Source organism: Bradyrhizobium jicamae, assembly GCF_018130695.1.
Lineage (GTDB): Bacteria > Pseudomonadota > Alphaproteobacteria > Rhizobiales > Xanthobacteraceae > Bradyrhizobium > Bradyrhizobium jicamae_B.
The window spans coordinates 94,403-119,294 of sequence record NZ_JAFCJX010000022.1; the positions used below are offsets into that span (position 1 = coordinate 94,403).

General features: G+C 64.4%; 22 protein-coding genes. 9 read left to right on the forward strand and 13 right to left on the reverse strand.

Annotation, left to right across the window (positions count from 1 at the left end; translation table 11 throughout):
• Positions 1-204 precede the first annotated feature (204 nt).
• Positions 205-1,224: an LLM class flavin-dependent oxidoreductase gene (locus JQ604_RS28605; RefSeq protein WP_212364026.1), complete on the forward strand. Its 1,020-nt coding sequence runs from the start codon at positions 205-207 to the stop codon at positions 1,222-1,224.
• Here JQ604_RS28605 and JQ604_RS28610 read toward each other — a convergent pair whose 3' ends face one another.
• Both JQ604_RS28610 and JQ604_RS28615 read right to left on the reverse strand, forming a co-directional pair.
• The gene (locus JQ604_RS28610) at positions 1,225-2,088 is read right to left on the reverse strand and encodes a prephenate dehydratase (RefSeq protein WP_212364027.1); all 864 of its coding nucleotides are present in this window, start codon (positions 2,086-2,088) and stop codon (positions 1,225-1,227) included.
• Between the two features lie 21 nt (positions 2,089-2,109).
• Positions 2,110-2,850, reverse strand: coding sequence for a 3-deoxy-manno-octulosonate cytidylyltransferase (locus tag JQ604_RS28615; protein WP_212364028.1), 741 nt, complete (start codon positions 2,848-2,850; stop codon positions 2,110-2,112).
• Between the two features lie 202 nt (positions 2,851-3,052).
• Here JQ604_RS28615 and JQ604_RS28620 point away from each other — a divergent pair, with 202 nt between their 5' ends.
• The 6 genes from JQ604_RS28620 (at position 3,053) to JQ604_RS28645 (ending at position 11,548) form a co-directional block, all read left to right on the forward strand.
• Positions 3,053-3,601: a c-type cytochrome gene (locus JQ604_RS28620; protein ID WP_212364029.1), complete on the forward strand. Its 549-nt coding sequence runs from the start codon at positions 3,053-3,055 to the stop codon at positions 3,599-3,601.
• A 271-nt stretch (positions 3,602-3,872) separates the two neighbouring features.
• Complete coding sequence (locus tag JQ604_RS28625) at positions 3,873-5,717, forward strand: extracellular solute-binding protein (RefSeq protein ID WP_212364070.1); 1,845 nt, start codon at positions 3,873-3,875, stop codon at positions 5,715-5,717.
• Positions 5,718-5,731: 14 nt separating this feature from the next.
• Positions 5,732-7,618, forward strand: a complete 1,887-nt coding sequence (locus JQ604_RS28630) for an extracellular solute-binding protein (protein ID WP_212364030.1) — start codon at positions 5,732-5,734, stop codon at positions 7,616-7,618.
• A gap of 3 nt (positions 7,619-7,621) precedes the next feature.
• Positions 7,622-8,731, forward strand: a complete 1,110-nt coding sequence (locus JQ604_RS28635; RefSeq protein ID WP_212364031.1) for a microcin C ABC transporter permease YejB — start codon at positions 7,622-7,624, stop codon at positions 8,729-8,731.
• A complete protein-coding gene (locus JQ604_RS28640; protein ID WP_212364032.1) occupies positions 8,731-9,912 on the forward strand; it encodes an ABC transporter permease in 1,182 nt (393 codons plus the stop codon). The genes JQ604_RS28635 and JQ604_RS28640 overlap by 1 nt, the downstream gene beginning before the upstream one ends.
• Before the next feature lie 10 nt (positions 9,913-9,922).
• Positions 9,923-11,548: an ABC transporter ATP-binding protein gene (locus JQ604_RS28645; protein WP_212364033.1), complete on the forward strand. Its 1,626-nt coding sequence runs from the start codon at positions 9,923-9,925 to the stop codon at positions 11,546-11,548.
• Here the strand turns inward: JQ604_RS28645 and JQ604_RS28650 are convergent.
• Both JQ604_RS28650 and JQ604_RS28655 read right to left on the reverse strand, forming a co-directional pair.
• Positions 11,545-12,387, reverse strand: coding sequence for an NlpC/P60 family protein (locus JQ604_RS28650; RefSeq protein ID WP_212364034.1), 843 nt, complete (start codon positions 12,385-12,387; stop codon positions 11,545-11,547). The genes JQ604_RS28645 and JQ604_RS28650 overlap by 4 nt on opposite strands.
• On the reverse strand, positions 12,380-13,759 hold the full coding sequence (locus JQ604_RS28655) for a leucyl aminopeptidase family protein (protein ID WP_212364035.1): 1,380 nt from the start codon (positions 13,757-13,759) through the stop codon (positions 12,380-12,382). Before JQ604_RS28655 ends, JQ604_RS28650 begins: the two co-directional genes overlap by 8 nt.
• A 156-nt stretch (positions 13,760-13,915) precedes the next feature.
• On the opposite strand from JQ604_RS28655, the gene JQ604_RS28660 reads away from it, so the two are divergent.
• Positions 13,916-14,737 carry a tetratricopeptide repeat protein gene (locus tag JQ604_RS28660; protein ID WP_212364036.1) on the forward strand — a complete coding sequence of 274 codons (822 nt, stop codon included), beginning with the start codon at positions 13,916-13,918 and terminating at the stop codon, positions 14,735-14,737.
• A gap of 159 nt (positions 14,738-14,896) precedes the next feature.
• Here JQ604_RS28660 and JQ604_RS28665 read toward each other — a convergent pair whose 3' ends face one another.
• From JQ604_RS28665 to JQ604_RS28705, 9 genes are all read right to left on the reverse strand, one after another.
• Positions 14,897-15,871 carry a type II secretion system F family protein gene (locus tag JQ604_RS28665; protein WP_212364037.1) on the reverse strand — a complete coding sequence of 325 codons (975 nt, stop codon included), beginning with the start codon at positions 15,869-15,871 and terminating at the stop codon, positions 14,897-14,899.
• A gap of 9 nt (positions 15,872-15,880) precedes the next feature.
• Positions 15,881-16,858, reverse strand: coding sequence for a type II secretion system F family protein (locus JQ604_RS28670; protein ID WP_212364038.1), 978 nt, complete (start codon positions 16,856-16,858; stop codon positions 15,881-15,883).
• A gap of 12 nt (positions 16,859-16,870) precedes the next feature.
• Positions 16,871-18,334: a CpaF family protein gene (locus JQ604_RS28675; RefSeq protein WP_212364039.1), complete on the reverse strand. Its 1,464-nt coding sequence runs from the start codon at positions 18,332-18,334 to the stop codon at positions 16,871-16,873.
• A 21-nt stretch (positions 18,335-18,355) separates the two neighbouring features.
• Positions 18,356-19,624 (reverse strand): AAA family ATPase, encoded by a 1,269-nt coding sequence (locus JQ604_RS28680; protein ID WP_212364040.1) that lies wholly within the window; start codon positions 19,622-19,624, stop codon positions 18,356-18,358.
• A complete protein-coding gene (locus tag JQ604_RS28685) occupies positions 19,621-20,370 on the reverse strand; it encodes a CpaD family pilus assembly protein (RefSeq protein ID WP_433996292.1) in 750 nt (249 codons plus the stop codon). Before JQ604_RS28685 ends, JQ604_RS28680 begins: the two co-directional genes overlap by 4 nt.
• Positions 20,371-20,378: 8 nt before the next feature.
• The gene (locus JQ604_RS28690; RefSeq protein WP_212364041.1) at positions 20,379-21,854 is read right to left on the reverse strand and encodes a type II and III secretion system protein family protein; all 1,476 of its coding nucleotides are present in this window, start codon (positions 21,852-21,854) and stop codon (positions 20,379-20,381) included.
• A 14-nt stretch (positions 21,855-21,868) separates the two neighbouring features.
• Positions 21,869-22,663 (reverse strand): Flp pilus assembly protein CpaB, encoded by a 795-nt coding sequence (gene cpaB / locus JQ604_RS28695; RefSeq protein WP_212364042.1) that lies wholly within the window; start codon positions 22,661-22,663, stop codon positions 21,869-21,871.
• Between the two features lie 214 nt (positions 22,664-22,877).
• Positions 22,878-23,402, reverse strand: coding sequence for an A24 family peptidase (locus JQ604_RS28700; protein WP_212364043.1), 525 nt, complete (start codon positions 23,400-23,402; stop codon positions 22,878-22,880).
• Positions 23,403-23,576: 174 nt separating this feature from the next.
• On the reverse strand, positions 23,577-23,741 hold the full coding sequence (locus tag JQ604_RS28705) for a Flp family type IVb pilin (protein ID WP_212364044.1): 165 nt from the start codon (positions 23,739-23,741) through the stop codon (positions 23,577-23,579).
• Positions 23,742-24,048: 307 nt separating this feature from the next.
• Here JQ604_RS28705 and JQ604_RS28710 point away from each other — a divergent pair, with 307 nt between their 5' ends.
• Complete coding sequence (locus JQ604_RS28710) at positions 24,049-24,876, forward strand: sterol desaturase family protein (RefSeq protein ID WP_212364045.1); 828 nt, start codon at positions 24,049-24,051, stop codon at positions 24,874-24,876.
• The last annotated feature ends 16 nt before the right edge of the window (positions 24,877-24,892 follow it).

Consider the following 24,892-nt stretch of genomic DNA (forward strand, 5'->3'; position numbering starts at 1 on the left):
TCAAATATAATCAATATGTTATATCATGGCTTGGGTCGATGTTTGATGCCTTTTGGGTGGTGGGCAGAATGCATGCTTTAGGAGATTGTCTCAATTCATCCCATAGCTCCGCCGCTCAATCAGGCGCTAGCCGCGAAGTCTGCGGGCCTGATCTGCGCCGCCGAGGCCTTTGTGCCCTTGATGGGCCACACTAGGTTGAGCGCCATGATCCCCTTGTCCGTTCTCGACCTCTCCGTCGTCACCACAGGCACGAAACCCGCCGCGGCGCTGCGCAACAGCATCGATCTGGCGCGGCATGTCGATCAGCTCGGCTTCACCAGGTACTGGCTGGCCGAACATCACAACCTCGCTTCCGTCGCGAGCCCCGCGCCCGATTTGATGATCGGGCAGATCGCGGCCGTGACGCAGAACATCCGCGTCGGCTCTGGCGGCGTGATGCTGCCCAACCACGCGCCGCTGGTCGTCGCCGAGCGCTTCAAGATGCTGGAGGCGCTGTTTCCCGGCCGGATCGATCTCGGCCTGGGACGGGCGCCCGGCACGGACGGGGCGACGGCTTATGCCTTGAGGAGCCGGCTCGACCGCCGCGAGGGCGACGATTTTCTCGAGCGGCTGCATGAGCTGACGCTGTGGGAGACGCGCGATTTCCCGGCCGGCCATCCCTGCACCAAAGTGGTAGCAATGCCCGATGACTCGCCGCTGCCGCCGATCTGGCTGCTCGGCTCTAGCGACTATTCCGCCGAGCTCTCGGCGCAAGTCGGAATGGGCTTTGCCTTCGCGCATCATTTTGCGGCGCATGACGCGGTCGATGCGATGATGAATTATCGCACCCGGTTCAAGCCGTCGGGCTGGCGCACCACGCCGCACAGCATTCTGGCGGTCGCGGTTGTTACGGCTGACACCGATGAAGCGGCCGAGCAGCTCGCATCCTCGATGGACCTCAACCGCCTGCGCCGTGACCGCGGCCAGTATCTGCCGCTGCCGAGCGTCGAGGAAGCGCAGGCCTATCCCTACACCGACGCCGAGCGCGCCTCAATCGCGCGCAACCGCGCGCGCTTCTTCGTCGGCAGTCCCGCGACGGTGTTGACAAAGCTGCAACCGCTGATCGCGGCCAGCCAGCCCGATGAATTGATGGTGATATCAGCCGTCTACGACCACGACGCGCGGAAGAAGTCGTACAGTCTGCTGGCCGAAACGTTCGGGCTTCAGAAGAAGGCCGCCGCGTAACTACTCTGCAGCCTTTTCGCTGAACGTCGCGCGGAACGGATGCGCCGGATAGACGCCGATGATGCGCAACTCGCGCGAGAAGAATTTGAGTTCCTCCAGCGCAAACGCCAGCCCGCGGTCCTCGGGATGGCCGTCGACATCCGAATAGAACTGCGTGGCGAAGAAATTGCCGTCGACCATGTAGCTTTCCAGCTTGGTCATGTTGACGCCGTTGGTGGCAAAGCCGCCCAGCGCCTTGTAGAGCGCGGCCGGCAGGTTGCGGACCCGGAAAACAAAAGTGGTGACCAGCGGCCCCGCGCCGGGCTTGGCCCAGTTGGCCTCGCGCGCCAGCATCACGAAGCGCGTGGTATTGTGGGCTTCGTCCTCGATGTCCTCGGCGAGGATGTCGAGGCCGTAGATCTCGGCAGCGAGGCGCGAGGCGATCGCGGCGACGCCCTTGTCCTTGCGCTCGGAGATGTCGCGGGCGCTGCCGGCGGTGTCGGCGGCGACGATCGGCCTGATGCCGAGCTTGCGGATCACGCGGCGGCACTGGCCGAGCGCGTGGACATGGCTTTCCACGCTCTTGATGTCTTCGAGCTTGGTGCCCTTGATCGCCATCAGCTGGTGGCGGATCGGCAGGAAATACTCACCGACGATGAACAGCCCCGAGGCCGGCAGCAGATGATGGATGTCGGCGACGCGGCCGGCGACCGAGTTCTCGATCGGGATCATGCCGAGGTCGGCCTCGCCTGAGGAGATTGCGGCCAGCGCGTCCTCGAAAGTGGCGCAGGGCATCGGCTCGGCATCGGGATAGGCCTCGACGATGGCGATATGGGAGTTGGCGCCAGGTTCGCCCTGGAACGCAATTTTCAGCTTCTTGGTCATGGAGGGCCTTTTAGCAGCGGCTCAAGTTTTGGCCAGTATCTCGCGGGCCATTTCGAGGTCCGACGCCGTGTCGACGCCGAGCGGCACCGAATCCACGATGGCCCCGTCGATCCGCATGCCGGCTTCGAGCGCCCGCAATTGCTCGAGCTTCTCGCGCTGTTCCAGCACCGATGGCGGCAGCGTGACGAAGCGCGCCAGTGCCGACCGGCGGTAGGCGTAGAGCCCGATGTGATGGTAGCGCGGGCCGTCGCCGTAAGGCGCGGTCGCGCGGGTGAAATAGAGAGCCCGGAGTCGTCTATCGCTCAGCGGCGAGCCGATCAGCTTCACCACGCTCGGGGTGGTGTGCTCCGCCTCCACATGGATTTGGGCGGTCAGCGTTCCGATGTCGACCGACGGATCGTCCAGCAAGGCCAGTGCGGCGCGGATGTCCTGCGGCGGGATCGTCGGCAGGTCGCCCTGCAGGTTGACGACGAACTCCGCCTGGCCCTCGGGATCGAGGATCTCGAGCGCCTCGAAAATCCGGTCCGACCCGGATGGGTGGGAGGCGCTGGTCATCACGGCCTCGCCGCCGGCCGCGGTCACGGCGGCCGCGATTTCGGGCGTATCGGTTGCAACCGCGACCCTGCCGATTTGGGCCTCTTCGGCCCGGCGCAGCACATGCACGATCATCGGCAGGCCGGCGATATCCAGCAACGGTTTGTTGGGGAGGCGGGTGGCGCCCAGACGGGAGGGAATCAGCACCAAGGTACGGGAATCGGTCATCGTTTCTGGGCCGGTCCGGTGGGCGGAAAATCGGTGGGGATGGGACGAAATTCGGCGCGTTTATACGGGTTGCCAGAGCGCGGGCAAACCGATATCTCAACCTTGCCTGGGGGGCGGCACAACACGGTCGATTCCTGGGCCTTTCCCGAACGGCCGTTTCCCGGCCTGACGTCGTCATTCAAGGCCCGGAGCCTGATCCAAAATGGACTCCTTCGAACTCAACAAGATTCTCGGTGCGATCCTCGGCACCTGCATCCTCGTCCTGGTGACGAGCTTTGCCGCCGGCGCGGTGTTTTCGCCCAAGCTGCCGGAAAAGCCGGGTTTTGAGATCGCCGTGAAGGAGGAGAGCCATGGCGGTGGCGGCGAGGCTGCCGCGGCGTCGTCCGAGCCGATCGAGAAGCTGCTGCAGACCGCCTCCGTCGAAAAGGGCGCAGCGGCTGCCAAGAAGTGCCAGGCCTGCCACACCTTTGAAAAGGGCGGCCCGAACCGCGTCGGTCCGAACCTCTATGGCGTCGTCGGCGAGAAGAAGGGCGAGGGCCGCGGCTTCAACTTCTCGGCTGCAATGAAGGGCAAGGGCGGCGAGTGGACTTTCGACGACCTCAACAAGTTCCTGACCAATCCGAAGGGCTTCGTCCCGGGCACCGCGATGGGCTTTGCCGGCGTGCCGAAGGACAGCGAGCGCGCCGACATCATCGCCTACCTGAACTCGAACTCCGAGCACCCGCAGCCGGTGCCGACCGCTTCGAAGTAACGATTTGTTCTGCGATCATATGCAGATGGACGGCCAGGCAATGCCTGGCCGTTTTCGTATGACGGAAACCCAATCGGGATCGCGGGCTTGTTATCGGGACGTTTGGCCGCAGCGAAATTGTTCCCGAGCGTCTATCATGAGGAAAAAGCAACGTAATTCGTCGAACCGTTGCCTTATATTCAGTCCCATCTAAGTGGGGTGGGCTAGCAGCAGGAATTCCGCATTGGCGATCACCCGACGACATCTCCTTCAAGGTAGCGCTCTGGCCGCAATGGCTCCGGCGCTGGGGCTCACCGCAAACTTCCCGTGGACAGAAGCCCACGCCCAGTCCGCGACCGAGGGACTGCAGTGGCAGCACGCGCTTTCGCTGTTCGGCGACGTCAAATATCCGGTCGATTTCAAGCATTTCGATTACGTCAATCCGAACGCTCCCAAGGGCGGCGTCGCCCGCATGATTTCGATTGGCACGTTTGACAACTTCAACATCGCCGTCGCTGGTATCAAAGGCTCGCTCGCGCCGGCCGCCACGCTGATCTACGAGACGCTGATGACCAAGTCACAAGACGAGGTCGCCACGGAATACGGGCTGCTGGCCGAAGGGGCGGCCCATCCGGATGATTTCTCCTGGGTCGTCTATCGCCTCCGCAAAGAGGCACGCTGGCATGATGGCAAGCCGGTCACGCCGGAAGATGTAATCTTCTCGATCAATACCTTGAAGCAGTACAGCCCGATGTACGCTTCCTATTACCGACACGTCATCAAGGCTGAGAAGTCCGGCGAACGCGAAATCAAGTTTACTTTCGATGGCCCGGGAAACCGTGAACTACCGACCATTGTCGGTGAGTTGATTGTCCTGCCTAAGCATTATTGGGAAGGTACCGACAGCCAGGGCCGCAAGCGCGATATCGCGACTACGACGCTAGAGCCACCGCTGGGCTCGGGCCCCTATCGGATCAAGGAGTTCGTTGCGGCCCGCTCCGTCACCCTCGAACGGGTGAAGGATTATTGGGGCGCCAAGACGCCCGCCCAGGTCGGAACGAACAATTTCGACGAGCTGCGTTTCGAGTTCTTTCGCGACAATCTGGTCGCCTTGGAAGCGTTCAAGGCGGATCACGCGGACTGGATCGCCGAGAATTCGGCCAAGCAATGGGCGACCGCCTATGATTTTCCGGCCGTCGCCGACAAGCGCGTCGTCAAGGAAGAATTCAAGATCAACGACTCGGGCCGGATGCAGGCATTCGTCCTCAATCTGCGTCGCGACCAGTTCCAGGATGCGCGTCTGCGTCGGGCATTCAATTATGCCTTCGATTTCGAGGAGATGAACAAACAGCTCTTCTTCAATCAGTACAAGCGCATCAATAGCTACTTCGAGGGAACGGAGCTCGCATCGTCGGGGTTGCCGGAAGGACGCGAGCTGCAAATTCTCGAGACGGTACGCGACAAGGTGCCGGCCGAAGTCTTCACAAAACCTTATGTCAACCCGGTTGGCGGCAATCCGGAGGCGGTGCGCGCGAATTTGCGGGAAGCCGCGAAGCTCCTGAAGGAGGCCGGTTTTCAGGTGCGCGACCAGAAGCTAGTTGACAGCAACGGCAAGCCGGTCACCGTCGAAATCCTGGTGCAGGACCCGTCCGCCGAGCGCATCGCCTTGTTTTTCAAGCCGTCACTTGAACGCATCGGTGTTGCGACGTCGGTCCGGGTGGCCGATGACGCGCAATATCAAAACCGTACCCGCAGTTTCGATTTCGACATGATCATCGACCAATGGGGGCAATCTCTGTCACCCGGCAATGAGCAGCGGGAATTCTGGGGATCACGGACCGCGGATCAGCCGGGTTCGAGGAATACGATCGGTATCAAGAATCCTGCCGTGGATGCTTTGATCGAGCAGGTGATCTTCGCCAAGGACCGCGAAGCATTGGTGGCCGCGACCAAGGCATTGGATCGCGTGCTGCTCTGGAACTTCTATGTCGTGCCACAATTCACCTACGGTTTCTCGCGTTATGCCCGCTGGGATCGTTTCAGCCATGCCGAGCCGTTGCCGAAATACGGCCGTTCGGGACTTCCCACGCTATGGTGGTACGACACCGACAAGGCAGCCAAGCTCAAGCGCTCTTGAACAAGGATCCGCGCATGGCGCAGTTCACCCGTCGGCACGCCCTCGGCCTCGGCATCGGTGCGTTGAGCGCTGCAGGCCTTCGCATCGCGCCTGCAGCGGCCGAGAACGGCACCGAGATGCACGGCATGTCGGTGTTCGGCGATCTGAAATATCCGGCCGACTTCAAGAACTTCGAATACGTCAATCTGAGCGCGCCGAAGGGCGGCACGTTCTCGTCGCTGCCGACGGTGCGCACCAACAACCAGTCCTACTTCACCTTCAACTCGCTGAACGCCTTTATCCTGAAGGGCGAGGGCGCGCAGGGCATGGACCTGACCTTTGCGACGCTGATGGCGCGCGCGGCCGACGAGCCTGACGCGATGTACGGCTTCGCCGCGAAGTCGGTGCGGATCTCCCCCGACAAGCGCGAATACCGCTTCAGCTTGAGGCCGGAGGCGCGTTTCCACGACGGCAGCAAGCTGACGGCGCAGGATGTCGCGTACTCGCTGAACATCCTGAAAGACAAGGGTCATCCGCTGGTCGTGGTGCAGCTGCGCGACATGGTGAAGGCCGATGCGCTCGACGATGCCACCGTGCTGGTGACCTTCGCCGAGAAACGCGCACGCGACGTGCCGCTGTTTGTCGCGAGCCTGCCGATCTTCTCCAAGGCTTATTACGCCAACCGCAATTTCGAGGAGTCGACGCTCGATATCCCGCTCGGTTCCGGGCCCTACAAGGTCGGGAAGTTCGAGGCCAACCGCTATATCGAGTATAATCGCGTCAAGGACTGGTGGGGCGCCGAGCTGCCGGTCTGCCGCGGCATGTTCAACTACGACACCGTACGTTACGAGTTCTATCGCGACCGCGACGTCGCCTTCGAGGGTTTTACCGCGAAGAACTACTTGTTCCGCGAGGAGTTCACCGCGCGCATCTGGGCGACGCGCTACGATTTCCCGGCGATCAAGGACGGCCGTGTCAAGCAGGAGCAGATTCCCGACGAGACGCCGTCGGGCGCGCAGGGCTGGTTCATCAATCTGCGCCGCGACAAGTTCAGGGATCCGCGGGTGCGCGAAGCGCTGATCTACGCCTTCGATTTCGAATGGACCAACAAGACCATCATGTACGGCGCCTATGCGCGCACGCACTCGGTGTTCCAGAACTCCGACATGATGGTGAACAGCCCGCCGTCGCCGGAAGAGCTCAAGGTGCTCGAGCCGTTCCGCGGTCAGGTGCCGGATGAAGTGTTCGGCAAGCCGTTCGTGCCGCCGGTGTCCGATGGCACCGGCCAGGACCGCGCGCTGTTGCGCAAGGCCGGCCAGTTGCTCAATGAAGCGGGCTGCGTCGTCAAGGACGGCAAGCGCGTGCTGCCGAACGGCGAGGTGTTCACGATCGAATTCCTCAACGACGAGAATTCGATCCAGCCGCACCACATGCCCTATATCAAGAATCTCGCCACGCTCGGCATCGAGGCGACCTTCCGCCTGGTCGACGCGGTGCAGTACCGCGCGCGGCTGGAGGATTTCGACTTCGACATGACGATCGAGCGCTTCAGCCTGTCGGCGACGCCGGGCGATGCGATGCGCACCTTCTTCACCTCGCAGTCCGCCAAGACCAAGGGCTCCTACAACCTCGCCGGCATCTCCGATCCCGTGATCGATGCGCTGGTCGAGAAGATCCTGGCCGCCGAAAGCCGCGAAGAGCTGACGCTGATGTGCCACGTGTTCGACCGCGTGTTCCGCGCCGGCCGCTACTGGGTGCCGCAGTGGTATCGCAGCAATCATCCGGTGGCCTATTGGGACGTGTTCGATCACCCGAAGAAGCTGCCGCGCTATCAGATCGACAATTACTCATCGAGCATGGGCGAGCGGACCCTCTGGTGGTGCGACCCGGCCAAGACCGCCAAGCTCGAGCAGGCGAAGTAGCAGATGAGCGCCTATATCGCCCGCCGCATCCTGTTGATGATCCCGACCTTGCTCGGGATCCTCTTCGTCTCCTTCGTCGTGGTGCAGTTCGCGCCGGGCGGGCCGGTCGAGCGCGTGCTGGCGCAGCTTTCCGGCGCCGATACCGGCGGCACCTCGCGCGTCTCCGGCGGCGGCGGCGATTTCGGCGCGCAGCGCAGCCAGATCGGCGCCGGCGGCGGTGAGGTCTCCTCGAAATATCGCGGCGCGCAGGGGCTCGATCCCGATTTCATCAAGAAGCTCGAGGTGCAGTTCGGCTTCGACAAGCCGGCACCCGAGCGCTTCCTGCTGATGGTCTGGAATTTCGCGCGCTTCGATTTCGGCAAGAGCTATTTCCGCGACGTCAGCGTGATCCAGTTGATCAAAGAGAAGCTGCCGGTCTCGATATCGCTCGGGCTCTGGATGACCTTTCTGACCTACATGATCTCGATCCCGCTCGGCGTCCGCAAGGCGGTCGCCGACGGCTCGAAGTTCGACACCTGGACCTCGGCGATCATCATCATCGGCTTTGCGATTCCGGGCTTCCTGTTCGCCATCCTCCTGATCATCCTGTTCGCCGGCGGCTCGTTCTTCAACATCTTCCCCTTGCGCGGGCTGACCTCGGACGGCTGGGCGCAGTTCCCCTGGTACTGGAAGATCATCGACTATTTCTGGCATCTGACCTTGCCGCTGATCGCGATGGCGCTCGGCGCCTTCGCCACCATGACGCTGCTGACCAAGAACTCGTTCCTGGACGAGATCCGCAAGCAATACGTCATGACCGCACGCGCCAAGGGCTGCACCGAAAATCAGGTGCTGTACGGTCACGTCTTCCGTAACGCCATGCTGATCGTGATCGCGGGCTTTCCGAGCACCTTCATCCACGCCTTCTTCTCCAGCTCGCTCTTGATCGAGACCATCTTCTCGCTCGACGGGCTCGGGCTGCTCGGCTTCGAAAGCGTGCTCAACCGCGACTATCCGGTGGTGTTCGGCACGCTGTACATCTTTTCGCTGATCGGCCTGGTGGTCAATCTGATCTCGGATCTCACCTATATGTGGGTCGATCCGCGGATCGATTTCGAGGCGCGGGAGGTCTGATGGTCATGCTCGCACCCCAGACGCCGGTCGAGACCACGACGCAGTCGCCGCTCGGCGAATCCGTTCCCGCCACCCGCCATGCGTTTGAGCCGTCGCCGCTCAACAGGCGGCGCTGGCAGAACTTCAAGGCCAACCGACGCGGCTACTGGTCGTTCTGGATCTTCCTGGCGCTGTTCGCGCTGTCGTTGTTCGCCAACCTCATCGCCAACGATAAGCCGTTGATGGTGAAGTATGACGGCCGCCTCTATTGGCCGGTGTTCTTCAGCTATGCCGAGACCACCTTCGGCGGCGACTTCGAGACCGCCGCCGACTACCGCGATCCCTTTTTGCAGAAGCAGATCGCCGCCAAGGGCGGCAGCATCATCTGGCCGCCGGTCCGCTATTCCTACGGCACGCACAATCTCGACCTGCCGACGCCCGCGCCGTCGCCGCCGACCTGGATGCTGACCGAGGATCAGTGCAAGGAGGTCGTGAAGCGCAAGAATCTCTCCGGCTGCCGCGACCTCGAATATAACTGGCTCGGTACCGACGACCAGGGCCGCGACGTGGTGGCGCGGCTGATCTACGGTTTCCGCATCTCGGTGCTGTTCGGCCTCAGCCTCACCATCCTGTCCTCGATCATCGGCATCGCCGCCGGCGGCATCCAGGGCTATTTCGGCGGCTGGACCGATCTCATTTTCCAGCGCTTCATCGAAATCTGGAACGCGATTCCGTATCTCTATCTGCTGCTGATCATCTCGGCGGTGCTGCCGCCCGGCTTCTTCGTCCTGCTCGGCATCATGCTGCTGTTCTCCTGGGTGGCGCTGGTCGGCCTGGTGCGCGCCGAGTTTCTGCGCGGGCGCAATTTCGAATACATCCAGGCGGCGCGCGCGCTCGGCGTCTCCAACAGGACGATCATGTTCCGCCATCTGCTGCCGAATGCGATGGTGGCGACCATGACCTTCCTGCCGTTCATCGTGTCGTCCTCGGTGATGACGCTGACGGCGCTGGATTTCCTCGGCTTCGGCCTGCCGCCGGGCTCGCCGTCGCTCGGAGAATTGCTGTCGCAGGGCAAGGCCAATGTGCAGGCGCCGTGGCTCGGCTTCACCGGCTTCTTCTCGGTCGCGATCATGCTGTCGCTGTTGATCTTCATCGGCGAGGCCGCGCGCGACGCCTTCGATCCGCGCAAGACGTTCCGGTAAGGGCTGACGCATGGACGCCATCAACCAGCCCCTGCTCGACGTCGACGACCTCTCGGTCGCGTTCGGCCGTTCGCTCGCGGTCGACCGCATCTCGTTCCAGATCAAGCGCGGCGAGTGCGTGGCGCTCGTCGGCGAATCCGGCTCGGGCAAATCCGTCAGCGCGCTCTCGGTGCTGAAGTTGCTGCCCTATCCGGCCGCCTCGCATCCGACCGGCGCGATCCGTTTCCGCGGCCGCGACCTGCTGCACGCTTCCGAGCAGGAGATGCGCGAGGTGCGCGGCAACGACATCTCGATCATCTTCCAGGAGCCGATGACCTCGCTCAATCCGCTCCACACCATCGAGTCCCAGATCGGCGAGATATTGTCGCTGCACAAGGGCATCGGCGGTTCGGCGGCGCGGGCGCGCACCCTGGAGCTGCTGCGCCAGGTCGGCATCCCCGAGCCGGAGACGCGGCTGCAGAGCTATCCGCACCAATTGTCCGGCGGCCAGCGCCAGCGCGTGATGATCGCGATGGCGCTCGCCAACGAGCCGGATCTTCTGATCGCGGACGAGCCGACCACGGCGCTCGATGTCACCGTGCAGGCGCAGATCCTGGCGCTGCTCGCCGAGATCCGCACCCGGCTCGGCATGAGCATGCTGTTCATCACCCATGACCTCGGCATCGTCCGTCGCATCGCCGACACCGTCTGCGTGATGAACAACGGCAAGATCGTCGAACAGGGCCCGGTCGAGCAGGTCTTCACGGCGCCGAAGCACGCCTATACCAAGGCGCTGCTCGCGGCCGAGCCGAAGCCCGATCCGGCGCCGCCGCAGCCGGACGCGCCGGTGGTGATGTCCGCCGATAACCTCAAGGTCTGGTTCCCGATCAAGCGCGGCCTGCTGCGCTCCACCGTCGGCCACATCAAGGCGGTCGATGGCGTCAGCCTCGCGGTGCGCAAGGGCGAGACGCTCGGCGTGGTCGGCGAGTCCGGTTCCGGCAAGACCACGCTGGGCCTGGCACTGCTGCGGCTGATCTCTTCCGACGGTCCCATCGTGTTCCTGGGCAGCAACATCCAGGGCCTGCGCTTCAAGGAGATGCGGCCGTTCCGCCGCGACATGCAGATCGTGTTCCAGGATCCGTTCGGCTCGCTCAGCCCGCGCATGTCGGTCGCCGACATCATTGCGGAAGGGCTCGAGGTTCATCAGCCGCTTCTGTCGCGTGAGCAGCGCGAGGCGCGGGTGGTCAAGGCGCTCAAGGACGTCGGTCTCGATCCGGACATGCGCTTTCGCTACCCGCACGAATTCTCCGGCGGTCAGCGCCAGCGCATCTCGATCGCGCGCGCGGTGGTGCTGGAGCCGAACTTCATCGTGCTGGACGAGCCGACGTCGGCGCTCGACATGCTGTTCCAGGCCCAGATGGTCGACCTCTTGCGCGAGCTGCAGCGCAAGCGCGACCTCACCTACATGTTCATCTCGCACGATCTGCGCGTGGTGGCCTCGCTGGCGAGCCATCTGATCGTGATGAAATCCGGCAAGGTGGTCGAGGAGGGGCCGGCCTCCGAGCTCTTCAAGAGCCCGAAGAGCGACTACACCCGCGCACTGTTCGCCGCCGCGTTCCGGATCGAGGCCGCAGGCGAGGGCGCCGTCGCGACTTAAAGCCGCTTGATCGCGGTCACGTCGCTGCCCGCCGCCTTGATCCGCGCGATCGCGGCTTGGGTGTCCTCGATCACGGTCGCCATGTGATGCGCATTGGCGTGCACGATCGTGGTGGCATCGCGCACGATCGCGACATGGCCTTTCCAGAAGATCAGGTCGCCGCGCTGCAGGTGTTTCATCTCGGCAGGGCTCAGTGTGCGGCCGAGGCCATCCTGCTGCATGTCGCTGTCGCGGGGGCAGCCGGTGCCGGCGGCGGTCAGTGACACCTGCACCAGGCCGGAGCAGTCGATGCCGAGGCTCGACTTGCCGCCCCAGAGATAGGGCGTGCCGACGAATTTCTCCGCGACACCGACGAAATCCGTCTCCATCGCATCGAGGCTGCCGAGATGGCGGCGCGGCAGATGCCAGCCGTCGCGTGTGGCGGCAAAGCTGCCGTCCTCGCGGATGATGGTGATGCGCGCTCCCAGCGGCAGCGCTTCCACCGGCGGCAGTTTGATCGATGGCCCCGGAAACGCAAACGTCCGCAGCGCCGTGACCTTGTGCGTCGGCGCCGCCGCCGGCTTCATCAAGGCGGCAACGGCGATCCAGCCGACATAGCCGTCGCTCGCCAACTGGCCCCAGGCAAAGCCCTCGCCGTTGCGGTCATAGACCGTGATGCGTTCGCCCCTGAGCGCCTGTGACGATTGCTCGGCGTTCGACGCCGGCGCGAGCCGGATCGGCGCAACGGAATCGACCACCTCGAACTCCTCGCCGTCGACGAAGCGCGCGGCCTTGACCTTGCCCTTGAGATAGCGTGCGGCGAGGTCGTCGCGGGCGGGCGTCAGGCGTGGATCATGCATAGCGCTGGCTCAGCAATTTGTAGATCGCGCGCGCCGCCTGGCATTCGCCGCCTTCGGGCCGGCCGGGTTTTGCGGAGGGTGTCCAGCCGTAGATATCGACATGCAGCCAGCTCTTCGCCTGCTCGACGAAACGCTGCAGGAACAGCGCGCAGGTGATCGAGCCGGCAAAGCCGCCGGGCGACGCGTTGTTGATGTCGGCGACCTTGGAGTCCAGCCAGGAATCGTAGGCCGGCCACAGCGGCATGCGCCACATCGGATCGTTCTCCCCCTTGGCGTGAGCGGCGACGCTCTCCGCCAGCGTCTCATCATTGGTGTAAAAGGGCGGTAAATCCGGCCCCAGCGCCACCCGCGCCGCACCGGTCAGCGTGCCGAGATCGATCAGCAGATCCGGCGTCTCCTCATCGGCCAGCGCGAGCGCATCGGCCAGCACCAGCCGTCCCTCGGCATCGGTGTTGCCGATCTCGACCGTCGGGCCCTTGCGCGACTTGAAGATGTCGAGCGGGCGGAAGGCGTTGCCGGCGACTGCATTCTCGACCGCCGGGATCAGCACGCGCAGCCGCAGCTTCAGCTTCGCGTCCATCACCATCTGCGCCAGCGCCAGCACGTTGGCGGCGCCGCCCATGTCCTTTTTCATGATCAGCATGCCGCTCGACGGCTTCAGGTCGAGCCCGCCGGTGTCGAAGCAGACGCCCTTGCCGACCAGCGTCACCTTGGGATGCGCAGGATCGCCCCACGAAAAATCGATCAGCCGCGGTGCGCGCGGCGAGGCCATGCCGACGGCGTGAACAAGCGGAAAATTCTGCTGCAGCAGATCGTCGCCGACGATGCAGGAGAAGCTCGCACCGTATCGCGCCGCAAGCCGGCGCGCCACCTCTGCCAGCTCCTCCGGCCCCATGTCGTTCGAGGGCGTGTTGATGAGGTCGCGTGCCAGCGCGGCGGCTTCTGCCATGCGCGCAAGATCTGCCGCATCGATACCCTCGGGCGGCACCAACCGCACATCGGGCGCCTCGTTCTTGCGATAGCGGCCGAAGCGGTAGCAGCCGAGCGCGAAGGCGAGCGCGGCGAGCCGTGGATCATGCGGCGCATTGGCAAAACGATAGACACCCGGCGGCAGCAGGCCGGGCAGGCTGCCCGGCCTGAACAGGTCGCGCGATTTGGCGCCGTCATCCTCGAGGCCGAACAGCACCTGGGCGATGCTGCCATCGGGCGCGGGCAAGGCGAGGTATTTGCCGGGCTTCGGCGCAAAGCCGTTGGCTTCGGCAAATTGCCGCGCCGGTGCAGGCAACTCGCTGCGGATCGCATCCCAATTCGTCCTGGTGGCGAAGGTGATGGGAACACTCGCTGCACCAGCGGTCTCAAATACGGATGACATTGTTATCGCTCTCGGGCTTTTCCTGGCGGTGTGGGGTCACTACACGCGTTTCGGCTGGCATGGTAGCACCCCCGATTAACCAGACGTTAGGGTTAACAGTCTATTGCTGACGCGTTCGGCTCGATCCAATCGCCCGATTTCGTGAGTCAAAGTGCCATGCGTCGACAGTCCAGCCTGGCCCGGCAGCTTGCCCGGCATCTCGCTTCCGCTTCCCTGGTCGCGGTGCTCGCCGTCAGCCTCGGCGGCTGCCAGACCATGTCCGATATCGCGGGCTCGATCACCACTCCCGGATCATCCCGCGCCGAAGCGGTGCCCGACGATCCGCAGCGCGCCGCCGAGGTCTATGGCGAGCGCTACCGCGCCAATCCCAAGGATCCCAACGTCGCGATGGCCTATGGCCAGGCGCTGCGCATGACCGGCCAGCGCGCCCAGGCCTGTGCGGTGCTGGAGCAGGCGACCATCGCCAATCCCGGCAACAAGCCGCTGCTCGCCGCCTACGGCCGCGCGCTTGCCGACAACGGCAATCTGCAGGCCGCGTTCGATACGCTGAGCCGGGCCCACAGTCCCGACAATCCGGATTGGCGGATCCTGTCGGTGCAGGGCACCACGCTCGACAAGATGGGCAAGCACGAGGAGGCGCGTCGCTACTATGCGAGCGCGCTGCGGATCGTGCCCGAGGAGCCTTCGGTGCTGTCGAATCTCGGCCTGTCCTACATGCTGACCAAGGAACTGCCGCGGGCGGAAGAGAATTTGCGCCGCGCCTATGCCAGCGGTCGTGCGGACGGCCGGGTGCGCCAGAATCTCGCGCTGGTGGTCGGCCTGCAGGGCCGCTTCGCCGAAGCCGAGAGCATCGTCAAGGCCGACTTGCCCGCCGAAGAGGCCGCCGCCAATGTCGCCTATCTCCGCGACATGCTGAACCGCAAGGACGGCCCGAAGACCGCCGCGCGGTCCGCGCCCGTGCTGGCGAAGGACGACTGATCCTTATCCAAGTTCAACCACTGCCAGAAATGAAAACGCCCGGCCGAGCCGGGCGTTTTCGTTTGTCTCGATGTGACCTGGCTCTTTGTTTGCGCATGATCTTTCGGAAAGCCGCTTCACACTTTGCGCTAACGCGGCCCTTCGGGTCCGGATCATGCGCTACGGCATCGCCATGACCTTGATGTAGCTCGGTCCGAGAATGACGATGAACAGGCAGGGCAGGAAGAACAGGATCATCGGCACGGTCAGCTTGGGCGGCAGTGCGGCGGCCTTCTTCTCGGCTTCGCTCATGCGCATGTCGCGGTTTTCCTGGGCCATCACGCGCAGGCTCTGGCCGAGCGGCGTGCCGTAGCGCTCCGACTGCTGGAGCGCGAGACAGACCGATTTGACGCCGTCGAGCCCGGTGCGCTTGGCGAGGTTCTCGTAAGCCACCTTGCGGTCCTGCAGATAGGACAGTTCCGCCGTGGTCAGGGCGAATTCCTCGGACAGTGCCATCGACTGGCCGGCGATTTCGGTCGCGACCTTGCGGAAGGCGACCTCGACCGACATGCCGGACTCGATGCAGATCAGCAGCAAGTCGAGCGCATCGGGGAAGGCGCGCTTGATCTGCAGCTGGCGCTTGCTGATCGCGTTCTTCAGGAACAGCATCGGCGCCTGCAGGCCGATGAACAGCGCCATGATGCAGATGCCGAGCTTGACCATGATCGACAGGTCCAGCGTCGACATGATCCAGAGATAGGCGACGGTCGCGAGCAGCAGCACGATCGGGGTCACGCCGCGGGCGAACAGGAAGGTGACGTAGGGGGCGTGGCCGCGATAGCCGGCCATCACCAGCTTCTCCAGCGCGGATTCCTGCGCCAGCCATTTGGTGAGGTTGAAGTCTTCCACCACCTTGGAGACGACCTGCTTCGGCGTTTGCCGCAGCGTGACCTTCTCCGCCTTGTTGAGGCGGTCGCGCTCGCGCTGGCGGATGCGCTCGCGCTCGCTGGCGACCGCCTTCATGCGCTTATTGAGATCGCCGCCGGCGAGCAGCGGCATCACCAGCGTGTAGGCGGTGGCGCTCGCCGCGAAGAAGGCGAGCAGCATGGTCATGAATCTGACGTCGTGAAGCTTGGCGACCAGGAAATCAATCATAACGCACCGTCAGAAGTCGAAGTTGATCATTTGCTTCATCACGAACACGCCGATGCTCATCCAGACAATGCAGGCGGCGATCATCAGCTGTCCGGTCGGATGGGTCCACAGCAGGGCGATGTAGTCGGGCGTCGTGATGAACACCAGCAGCATGACGATCGGCGGCAGCGAGCCGATGATGGCGGCGGAGGCCTTGGCTTCCATCGACATCGCCTGGATCTTCTCGGCCATCTTCTTGCGGTCGCGCAGCACCTTGGAGAGGTTGCCGAGCGCTTCGGAGAGGTTGCCGCCCGATTTCTGCTGGATCGCCACCACGATGCCGAAGAAATTGGCTTCCGGCAGCGGCATCCGTTCATAGAGGCGGGCGCAGGCATCGCCGAGCGGCATGCCGATCGCCTGGGTCTCGATGATGGCCATGAACTCGCTGCGCAGCGGCTCGGGCGCGTCCTGGGCGACTACCTTGATCGATTCGAACAGCGGCAGGCCGGCCTTGATGCCGCGGACGATGACGTCGACCGCGTCGGGCAGCGCCTTCAGGAACGCCTTCTCGCGGCGCTTCTTCAGGAAGCCGAGCAGCCAGCGCGGCAGGCCGAGGCCCGCGGCAAAACCGATGCCGAGCGCACCGAGCAGGCCGCCGCCGATGATGAAGGCGACGCCGAAGCCGCCGAGGCCGAGCACGCCGGAGATGATCCAGAACTTCTGCTCCGACCACGACAGGCCCGCCTGCGAGATCTTCATGTAGAGCGGGACTTTCTTGCTCTTCAGACTGCGCGCCTCGAGCTCCTTCAGCGAGCCCTCGACCTGCTCGCGGCGCGAGCGCAGGTTGCGGTCGGCAACGCGGTTGGCGGTCGGCTCGGCGCGCGCGACGTTGGCGCGGCGCGACTCGGCTTTCTTCTCGCCGGAGATATAGGGGTAGATGAAGACCCAGGCGAGGCCGCCCACGGTGGTGGCGGCCAGGAAGGCGAGGGCCATTGTCTGCATGCTCATGGCGCGCCCTCCTTAGGCCGGCGGCGGGGCTTCGGAGGCGTCGAGCGCCGCCGCAAGCCGCTTCTCTTCGTTGTAGTAGCGCGCACGCTCCCAGAATTTCGGCCGGCCGATGCCGGTCGAGCGGTGCTTGCCGATGATCTTGCCGTTGGCGTCCTCGCCGACCATGTCGTAGAGGAAGATGTCCTGGGTGATGATGGTGTCGCCTTCCATGCCGATCACCTCGGTGATGTGGGTGATGCGGCGCGAACCGTCGCGCAGACGCGCGGCCTGGACGATGACGTCGATCGAGGCGCAGATCATCTCGCGGATGGTGCGCGAGGGCAGCGAGAAGCCGCCCATCGTGATCATGGATTCGCAGCGCGACAGCGCCTCGCGCGGGTTGTTGGCGTGCAGTGTGCCCATCGAGCCGTCATGGCCGGTGTTCATCGCCTGCAGCAGGTCGAACGCCTCGGGTCCGCGGACTTCGCCGACGATGATGCGTTCGGGACGCATACGCAGGCAGTTGCGCACCAGCTCGCGCATCGTGACCTGGCCTTCGCCTTCGATGTTCGGCGGGCGGGTTTCCAGTCGCACCACATGCGGCTGCTGCAGCTGCAGTTCGGCGGCGTCCTCGCAGGTGATGACGCGCTCGTCGTGCTCGATATAGTTGGTCAGGCAGTTCAACAGCGTGGTCTTGCCGGAACCCGTGCCGCCGGAGATCAGCACGTTGCAGCGGACGCGGCCGATGATCTGCAGGATGGCCGCGCCTTCCGGCGTGATGGCGCCGAACTTGACCAGCTGGTCGAGCGTCAGCTTGTCCTTCTTGAACTTACGAATCGTGAGCGCGGGGCCGTCGATCGCCAGCGGCGGCACGATGGCGTTGACGCGACTTCCGTCGGCGAGGCGGGCGTCGCAGATCGGCGAGGATTCGTCGACGCGCCGGCCGACCTGGCTGACGATGCGCTGGCAGATGTTGAGCAGCTGCTGGTTGTCGCGGAAGCGGATGCCGGTCTTCTGGATCTTGCCGCCGACTTCGATGAACACCGTACCGGCGCCGTTGACCATGATGTCGGCGATGTCGTCGCGCGACAGCAGCGGCTCCAGCGGACCGTAGCCGAGCACGTCGTTGCAGATGTCGTCGAGCAGCTCTTCCTGCTCGGCGATCGACATCACGATGTTCTTGATCGCGATGATCTCGTTGACGATGTCGCGGATTTCCTCGCGCGCCGACTCGGAGTCGAGCTTGGCGAGCTGGGCAAGGTCGATCGCCTCGATCAGGGCACCGAAGATCGTCGCCTTGACCTGGTAGTAATTGTCGGAGCGGCGGGTCTCGACGACCGGCGGCGGTGCCGGCCGCGCCGGTGCGAGCGGCGGCGAGGCGACGGCCGGGGCTGCGGACTCGCGCGCGGCAACAGGCGCTGCGGCCGGTTCCGGCGCCTGAAACGCGGGCTTCGCGGCCCGCACATCCCCATCATTTCCGCTACGCTTACCAAACACGACGTGACTCCAGGCGGGGGGTTACTTGCCCCGCAGCTTTTCCAACAGGGGGGCCAGCAGGGATCCCTTCGGTTTCTTGGTTTCGCCGCGGCCGGTCAGCCGCTGCGCCATCTGCAGGAACATCTCGACCGAGCGATGATTGGCGGAAATCTCCGCGATCATCTGGCCGTTGTTGGCGGCCGAGCCGAACACCTGCGGATCGAACGGAATGGTGGCGATCGGCGGGGTCTCGATCGCCTTGGCGAACTCGCTCGCGGCGATCTCGGGCCGTTTCGGCACTCCGACCTGATTCAGGCAGTACAGCGGCGCGCGATCGTTGGGCCGCGCGGCCTTCAGCAGGTCGAACATGTTCTTGGCGTTGCGCAGATTGGCGAGATCGGGGGCTGCGACGATCAGGATATCGTCGGCGGCGATCAGCGCGCGCTTGGTCCAGCCCGACCATTGGTGCGGGATGTCGAGCACGATGCAGGGCATCGTGGTGCGCAGCGTGTCGAAGATCGCATCGAACGCGTCGGCGCCGAAGTCATAGACCTTGTCGAGCGTCGCCGGCGCGGCCAAAAGGCTCAGATGGTCGGTGCATTTCGACAGCAGGCGGTCGACGAAGGCGGTGTCGACGCGATCGGGCGAGAACACCGCATCCGCGATGCCCTGCGCCGGATCCTGGTTGTAGTCGAGGCCGGCGGTGCCGAAGGCGAGGTCGAGGTCGGCGACCACGGAATCCAGCGCCAGGTCGCGGGCGATCGCCCAGGCGACGTTGTGCGCGATCGCGGAGGCACCGACGCCGCCCTTGGCGCCGACCACGGCGATGATGCGGCCGACCGCCTTGGCTTCCGGCGCCGAGAACAGGTTGCAGACCGAACGTACGATGTCGAGCGCCTGGACCGGCGCGATCACGTAATCGCTGACGCCGCGACGCACCAGCTCGCGGTACAGCGCGACGTCGTTGAGACGGCCGATCACGATGACGCGGGTGCCGGCGTCGCAGACGCTGGCGAGCTGGTCGAGCCCGGCCAGGATATCGGTGCGGCCCTCGGTCTCCAGGATGATCACGTTGGGCGTCGGCGCCGAGCGATAGGCCTCGATCGCGGCGGCCATGCCGCCCATCTGGATCTTCAGATGCGCCTTGCCGAGCCGGCGATCCTCGCCCGCCGATTGCACGGCGGCGGCAGTCTCGACCGTCTCGCAGAAAGCCTGCACCGACACCCGGGGTGCCGGCGCAATATGATCTTCCGCGGGCGGCGGCGGGACGTCCGGCTGCTCTTCGGAATTCTGACGCGCGTAGGTGATCATTTGCCGGTATCGCTGAGTTTGGCCTTGTCAGCCTCGGGATAGGATGTCGCGGTCGTCGTGCCCTTCTTGTATTTGTCGAAGGCGATGTTGCGACGGGGCGTGTAGGCCGGCGTTTCGGCGCGCGGCTGCACCAGATCGGCGGGATCGGCGACCATGGCGGCGAGGTTGCGCTGATAGGAGCAGCCGAAATTGTAGTAGGGCTTGTTCTCGAGATAGTCGCGATTGTGGATCGACGGGCCGAGATCGTCCGGCCACAGGCCGCAGGGGCCCGCAACCGCCGAGATCTTCGGATAGGTGACGCGGATCGCCGCCATCTGGCGCTGATCCTCGGGATGATACTTGCGCACCACGTAGCCGCGCGGCGGCAGGCCGGCGGCGGCGAGCGTCGCCTGGATCTCGCGCAGCGAATCCTGCGCGGCGCGCGCGTTCGGCGTGTCGGTCGGAACGTCGATCGAGATCGCGCCGGTGCCTTCGCGTATCCAGTCGCGGCCCATGCCCATCACTTCGGCGCGCTGCTCGGCGGTCAATCCGCCGCGGCCGCGGCCGACGAACACCACGATCGAGCGGTCAGCCTCGGTCACCGCGATCGGATGCCGCTGGCGATAGTCGTTCGGCGCATCGACGCGGGCGAGGCTGTCGTCGGTGGTCTTGCAGGCGCCGAGCGTCAGGGCTGCGCCGATCAGCGCGCCGGCGAGGCGGAGCAGACGGTTGCGGTCGGCTGAGGTCATGGATGTCGATTGGGTCATCGTCTGTCTCAGTCCGTGATGAAGCCGTAGGTGCCGCGATAATTCCGTGCCCGCTCGTTGCGGCCCGGAACGCCGTAGATGCGATTGATGCTGCCGAGCAGGTCGGCCTGCGGATCGGAGGCGTTGGCGAAGCCGTCATCCGGCCGCGACAGGTCCTTCTGCGCCACCGCGCGCACGATGTAGGGCGTCACCAGCACCATCAGCTCGGTGTTGTTGTTGACGAAGTCGCGGCTGCGGAACAGCGTGCCGAGCACCGGCAGCTGGGAGAGGCCCGGAAAGCCGTTGATCGCCTGCTTGGTCTGTTCCTGGATCAGGCCGGCCATCGCCATCGCGCCGCCGGAGGGAATTTCCAGCGTGGTCTCGGCGCGGCGGGTGCGGATCGAGGGGATCGTCAGCGAGTTGACCGTGGAGTTCGTCACCGCCTGCGACAGCGTGATCGAGTTGTCGTTCGACAGTTCGGAGACTTCGGTCATCACGCGCAGGCTGATGCGGCCCTCGGTCAGCACGACCGGGGTGAAATTCAGGGAGATGCCGAACTTCTTGAAGCTGATCTGGGTGGTACAGACATGGGTGGTCGGGTCGCAGGCATAACCTGCGGGCACCGGGAATTCGCCGCCGGCGATGAAAGTCGCGGACTCACCGGAGATCGCGGTCAAATTGGGTTCGGCGAGCGTGCGGACCACGCCGGCGCTTTCCATCGCGCGCAGCGTCGCCTGGACCGACGGCGTCGAGCCGAACGCGGTGGTGAGCTTGTTGTCGGTGAGCGAGCGGCCGTAGGCGGTGAACGGGTTGGCGTTGGAGAAGTTCACCACCGCCGTGCCGTAGTTCAAATTCGCCGTCAGGTCGATGCCGAGCTGCTTGATGATGTTGCGCGCGACTTCCGCGACGGTGACCTTCAGCATCACCTGGTCGCGGCCTCGGACCGCAATGGAGTTGACCACCTTGTCGGCGCCGCCGGCGAGGCGCGAGGCGAGGTCGAAGGCCTGCTGCGCCTCGATCGGGCTCGCCGCGGTTCCGGTCAGCACCACGCCATCGCCGACACCCTCGATATGGATGTCGGAATTGGGCAGCGTCTGGCGCAGCGCGGTGCGGACGCCGTTGAGGTCGCGCGTCACCGCGATGTCATAGGCGGCGATCTGCTGGCCCTGGGCGTCGAAGAACACGATGTTGGTCTGGCCGACGGTGGCACCGATGATGTAGGCGCGCTGCGACGAGCGGACCACGGCGTTGGCGATCTTGGGATCGGCGACCAGCACATCCTTGATGTCGCGGGGCAGGTCGATCACCACGGATTTGCCGATGCCGAGCGACATCGGGCGGGCGTTCATCTGGCCGTCGGCGCCGGGACCCGGGGCGGCCGCGCGATAGTCGCCCGCGATCACCGGCGTCAGTGCCGGATTGAGCGAGAGCGCCGCGACCGCCGAAAACGACAGGGCGCGGACCAGGAAGGTCCGCATCTTCGTCTGTTTGACCCTGCACTTCATCTCATCTGCCCCATTCACTTCTGCATCGTCGCCTGCCCGGCGACGCCGTAGCGGATGACGTTGACCGTGGTGCCGCGCTTGTCGGCGTTATCGTCGGTGCGGACCTCGACCATGTTGACGTCGGCGATGCTGCGCAGCGCGAGCGACAGGATGCCGCTCTGGCGTGCGCGCTGCAGCGTCTCGGTCTGCTCCGGCTTGAGCTCGAGCGTCACGGTCTTGCCGACCAGCGCGTTGGCGCCATCCTTCTCCTTCGGCGCCTGGTCGATGGCCAGCACGCGGATGTTGCTCAGGATGATCTCGGTGTTGATGATGTCGGGACCGGTGCGGTCCGGGTTCTTGTCGCGCCGGGACAGCAGCACGTCGACCCGGTCGTTGGGCAGGATGAAGCCGCCGGCGCCGGTTTCGGGAGAGATTTCGGTCGACACCGCGCGCATGCCGCTGGGCAGGATCGCGGCCATGAAGCCCGAGCCGTCGGCCTTGACCAGCTTCTGGTCGCGGATCGGCTCGCCCTGGATGAAGGGGGCGCGCGCGATCGAGCCGGTGACGTCCTTGATCGCCTCGGCGTTGGTGTCGCGGCGCATGAAGGTGGCGCTGGCGGTCGCGGCCGGCCAGGTCTGCCACTGCAGGTCCTCGGGCTTCACGGTCTGGCCGAGGCCGATGTCGGACTTGGCGACCAGGATGTCCACGGTCGGCAATTGTGCGACCGGCTGCTGCACGGGCTTATCGTCGCCGCTGCCGCTCGCAAGATACAGGGCCGCGAGGCCGGCACAGCCGGCGATAGCCAGGACCATAATGCGGGCGGTATTCATTACGCTTCACTTTCCACATGACGCCGCGACGCTGCCGCCGCCGTGATGGGAGTTGACCAGCTATTCGTCAAAGCATGGTTAATGAGGCGTATCTAAATCGCCTTAACGGGTGGTTACCCGTAGGCCGAGTGTCTTCCGGCCAAGCACGCCGCAGCCTTGATCCGGGATCGGCGCCGGTTCGCGAGAAGCAAACGCGTCAGCGCAGCGGATCGGGTCAGAGCATCGCAAGGTGCGTGAGGTCGACCGACTTGATCCAGCTGGTCTCCGGATAGGCCGTCAACGCGCCGAAGGCGAGCGCGATGCCGTAGGGGATTCCGGTCCGCATGTCGTGCAGGCGGACCAGCCAGGCCTGGCCGGTGAGGACGCGGGGCAGTGGAAATTGCCGCAGCTGGAGCACGAGGAAGGTGAGCCCGCCGCCGAACAGCGAAGCATAGAGCAAGAATACCAGCAGGTGATCGAAGCCGAACCACAGGCCGGCCGCGGCCGCGACCTTGGCGTCACCGCCGCCCATCCATCCCATCGCAAAGCAGCCGAACGCCACCACCAGCACCAGCGCACCCGCGCCGGCATGCAACAGCATGTCGTAAGGCGCCATGCCCGACAGTGGCGCCATCACGATGAAGCCAGCGAGCAGCGCCAGCGAGACCCGGTTGGGAATCGTCATGGTGAAGAGGTCGCTCGAGGCGGCAAAGGCCATCAGGGCCGGAAACAGCGTCAGGCGCGCGATGTCGAGGATCATGGGATCAAACCGCCAGAAAGCTTCGGTCGGAACATCGCCGGAGCCTAGTCGCCAATGGTGAACAATCGGGAAAAGCCGGAGCTCGGGTTCGACTGAACCGGAGCAGGGCCTCCCGGCACAAAAAAAGGTCCCGGGAAGACCCGGGACCTTTGGGACGCAACCGCGTCGGGATGCTTACTTCAGCGAGGTCGAGATCGTCGCGAAGTTGGTCGAGAGCTGGGTGCCCACGCCCTTCACGGCGGAAATGATCGCGATGGCAATGCCGGCAGCAATCAGGCCGTATTCGATGGCGGTCGCGCCGGATTCATCCTTCACGAAGCGCGAAACGAGGTTCTTCATAGGTAACTCCTGTGTACACGTGGCTGGTCGAACTAGCAGTGGTCTGGCCGGCGTTCTCAGCACCGTGACCATGCGGGAACCCTAGGGTGCGACAATTGCAGCGCAGTTAATTTGATTGCGTAAAAACGGGTGGAACTCGCTGTTCTTGCGCACAGTAAATTTGGCATTAAGCCGTTTCATAAAGTTGCAGATTTTTTCCCGCAGCGAATGGTCCGCTTCCCGCGCACGCGTGAACACTTAAGGATTCACAGCTCCTTAAGCGGCACCAGATAGGCATGAAGGTCTCCCATTGATCAAAGAGGCCGCCATGTCCAGCCTTCCCCTTGAAGTGATCGAGATGGTCGGCCAGACGATGATGAAAGTCGTGCCGGTCACGATCGTGCTCGCGATCGTTTTCACCGTGCTCGCGCACTTCTGGGCGTGCAATCCCGGCAAGCCGTGGTGGCAGAAGCGCGAGCTCGTCACCGACATCTGCTACTGGTTTTTCGTGCCGGTGTTCGCGCGGGTGTTTCGCATCGGGTTGATGGTGCTCGGCGCGAGCCTGCTGTTCGACATCAACGGCGCCGATGCCCTCGTGGCCTTCTACGACAACGGTCACGGGCCGCTGGCGCAGCTGCCGCTCGCCGTGCAGGCGATCATCTTTCTCGTCGCGTCCGACTTCATGCTGTACTGGCTGCACCGCATGTTCCACGGCAGCAGCTTCTGGAAGTATCACGCCATCCATCACTCCTCCGAGGATCTGGAGTGGATCTCGGCGGCGCGCTTCCATCCCGTCAATCTCCTGATCGGCACGATCTCGGTCGACGTCATCCTGCTGATGGCCGGCATCTCGCCCAACATCATGCTGTGGGTCGGTCCGTTCACGACCTTCCATTCGGCCTTCGTCCACGCCAATCTGAACTGGACGCTCGGGCCGTTCAAATATGTGCTGGCGACGCCGGTGTTCCACCGCTGGCACCACACCTCGCTTGAAGAGGGCGGCGACACCAATTTCGCCGGCACCTTCCCGCTCTGGGATATCCTGTTCGGCACCTTCCGGATGCCGGACGGCGTGCTGCCGGAAACCTATGGCGCCGACGACAAGGCGATCCCGACCGAGATCGGCGGGCAATTGGCCTATCCGTTCCGGCACTGACGAGCAGGCAAAGGCG

Coding starts and splice junctions, on each gene's coding strand:
- JQ604_RS28605 (WP_212364026.1), top strand. CDS start 205: ATGATCCCCTTGTCCGTTCTCGACCTCTCCGTCGTCACCACAGGCACG.
- JQ604_RS28610 (WP_212364027.1), bottom strand. CDS start 2,088: ATGACCAAGAAGCTGAAAATTGCGTTCCAGGGCGAACCTGGCGCCAAC.
- JQ604_RS28615 (WP_212364028.1), bottom strand. CDS start 2,850: ATGACCGATTCCCGTACCTTGGTGCTGATTCCCTCCCGTCTGGGCGCC.
- JQ604_RS28620 (WP_212364029.1), top strand. CDS start 3,053: ATGGACTCCTTCGAACTCAACAAGATTCTCGGTGCGATCCTCGGCACC.
- JQ604_RS28625 (WP_212364070.1), top strand. CDS start 3,873: ATGGCTCCGGCGCTGGGGCTCACCGCAAACTTCCCGTGGACAGAAGCC.
- JQ604_RS28630 (WP_212364030.1), top strand. CDS start 5,732: ATGGCGCAGTTCACCCGTCGGCACGCCCTCGGCCTCGGCATCGGTGCG.
- JQ604_RS28635 (WP_212364031.1), top strand. CDS start 7,622: ATGAGCGCCTATATCGCCCGCCGCATCCTGTTGATGATCCCGACCTTG.
- JQ604_RS28640 (WP_212364032.1), top strand. CDS start 8,731: ATGGTCATGCTCGCACCCCAGACGCCGGTCGAGACCACGACGCAGTCG.
- JQ604_RS28645 (WP_212364033.1), top strand. CDS start 9,923: ATGGACGCCATCAACCAGCCCCTGCTCGACGTCGACGACCTCTCGGTC.
- JQ604_RS28650 (WP_212364034.1), bottom strand. CDS start 12,387: ATGCATGATCCACGCCTGACGCCCGCCCGCGACGACCTCGCCGCACGC.
- JQ604_RS28655 (WP_212364035.1), bottom strand. CDS start 13,759: ATGTCATCCGTATTTGAGACCGCTGGTGCAGCGAGTGTTCCCATCACC.
- JQ604_RS28660 (WP_212364036.1), top strand. CDS start 13,916: ATGCGTCGACAGTCCAGCCTGGCCCGGCAGCTTGCCCGGCATCTCGCT.
- JQ604_RS28665 (WP_212364037.1), bottom strand. CDS start 15,871: ATGATTGATTTCCTGGTCGCCAAGCTTCACGACGTCAGATTCATGACC.
- JQ604_RS28670 (WP_212364038.1), bottom strand. CDS start 16,858: ATGAGCATGCAGACAATGGCCCTCGCCTTCCTGGCCGCCACCACCGTG.
- JQ604_RS28680 (WP_212364040.1), bottom strand. CDS start 19,624: ATGATCACCTACGCGCGTCAGAATTCCGAAGAGCAGCCGGACGTCCCG.
- JQ604_RS28685 (WP_433996292.1), bottom strand. CDS start 20,370: ATGACCCAATCGACATCCATGACCTCAGCCGACCGCAACCGTCTGCTC.
- JQ604_RS28690 (WP_212364041.1), bottom strand. CDS start 21,854: ATGAAGTGCAGGGTCAAACAGACGAAGATGCGGACCTTCCTGGTCCGC.
- cpaB (WP_212364042.1), bottom strand. CDS start 22,663: ATGAATACCGCCCGCATTATGGTCCTGGCTATCGCCGGCTGTGCCGGC.
- JQ604_RS28700 (WP_212364043.1), bottom strand. CDS start 23,402: ATGATCCTCGACATCGCGCGCCTGACGCTGTTTCCGGCCCTGATGGCC.
- JQ604_RS28705 (WP_212364044.1), bottom strand. CDS start 23,741: ATGAAGAACCTCGTTTCGCGCTTCGTGAAGGATGAATCCGGCGCGACC.
- JQ604_RS28710 (WP_212364045.1), top strand. CDS start 24,049: ATGTCCAGCCTTCCCCTTGAAGTGATCGAGATGGTCGGCCAGACGATG.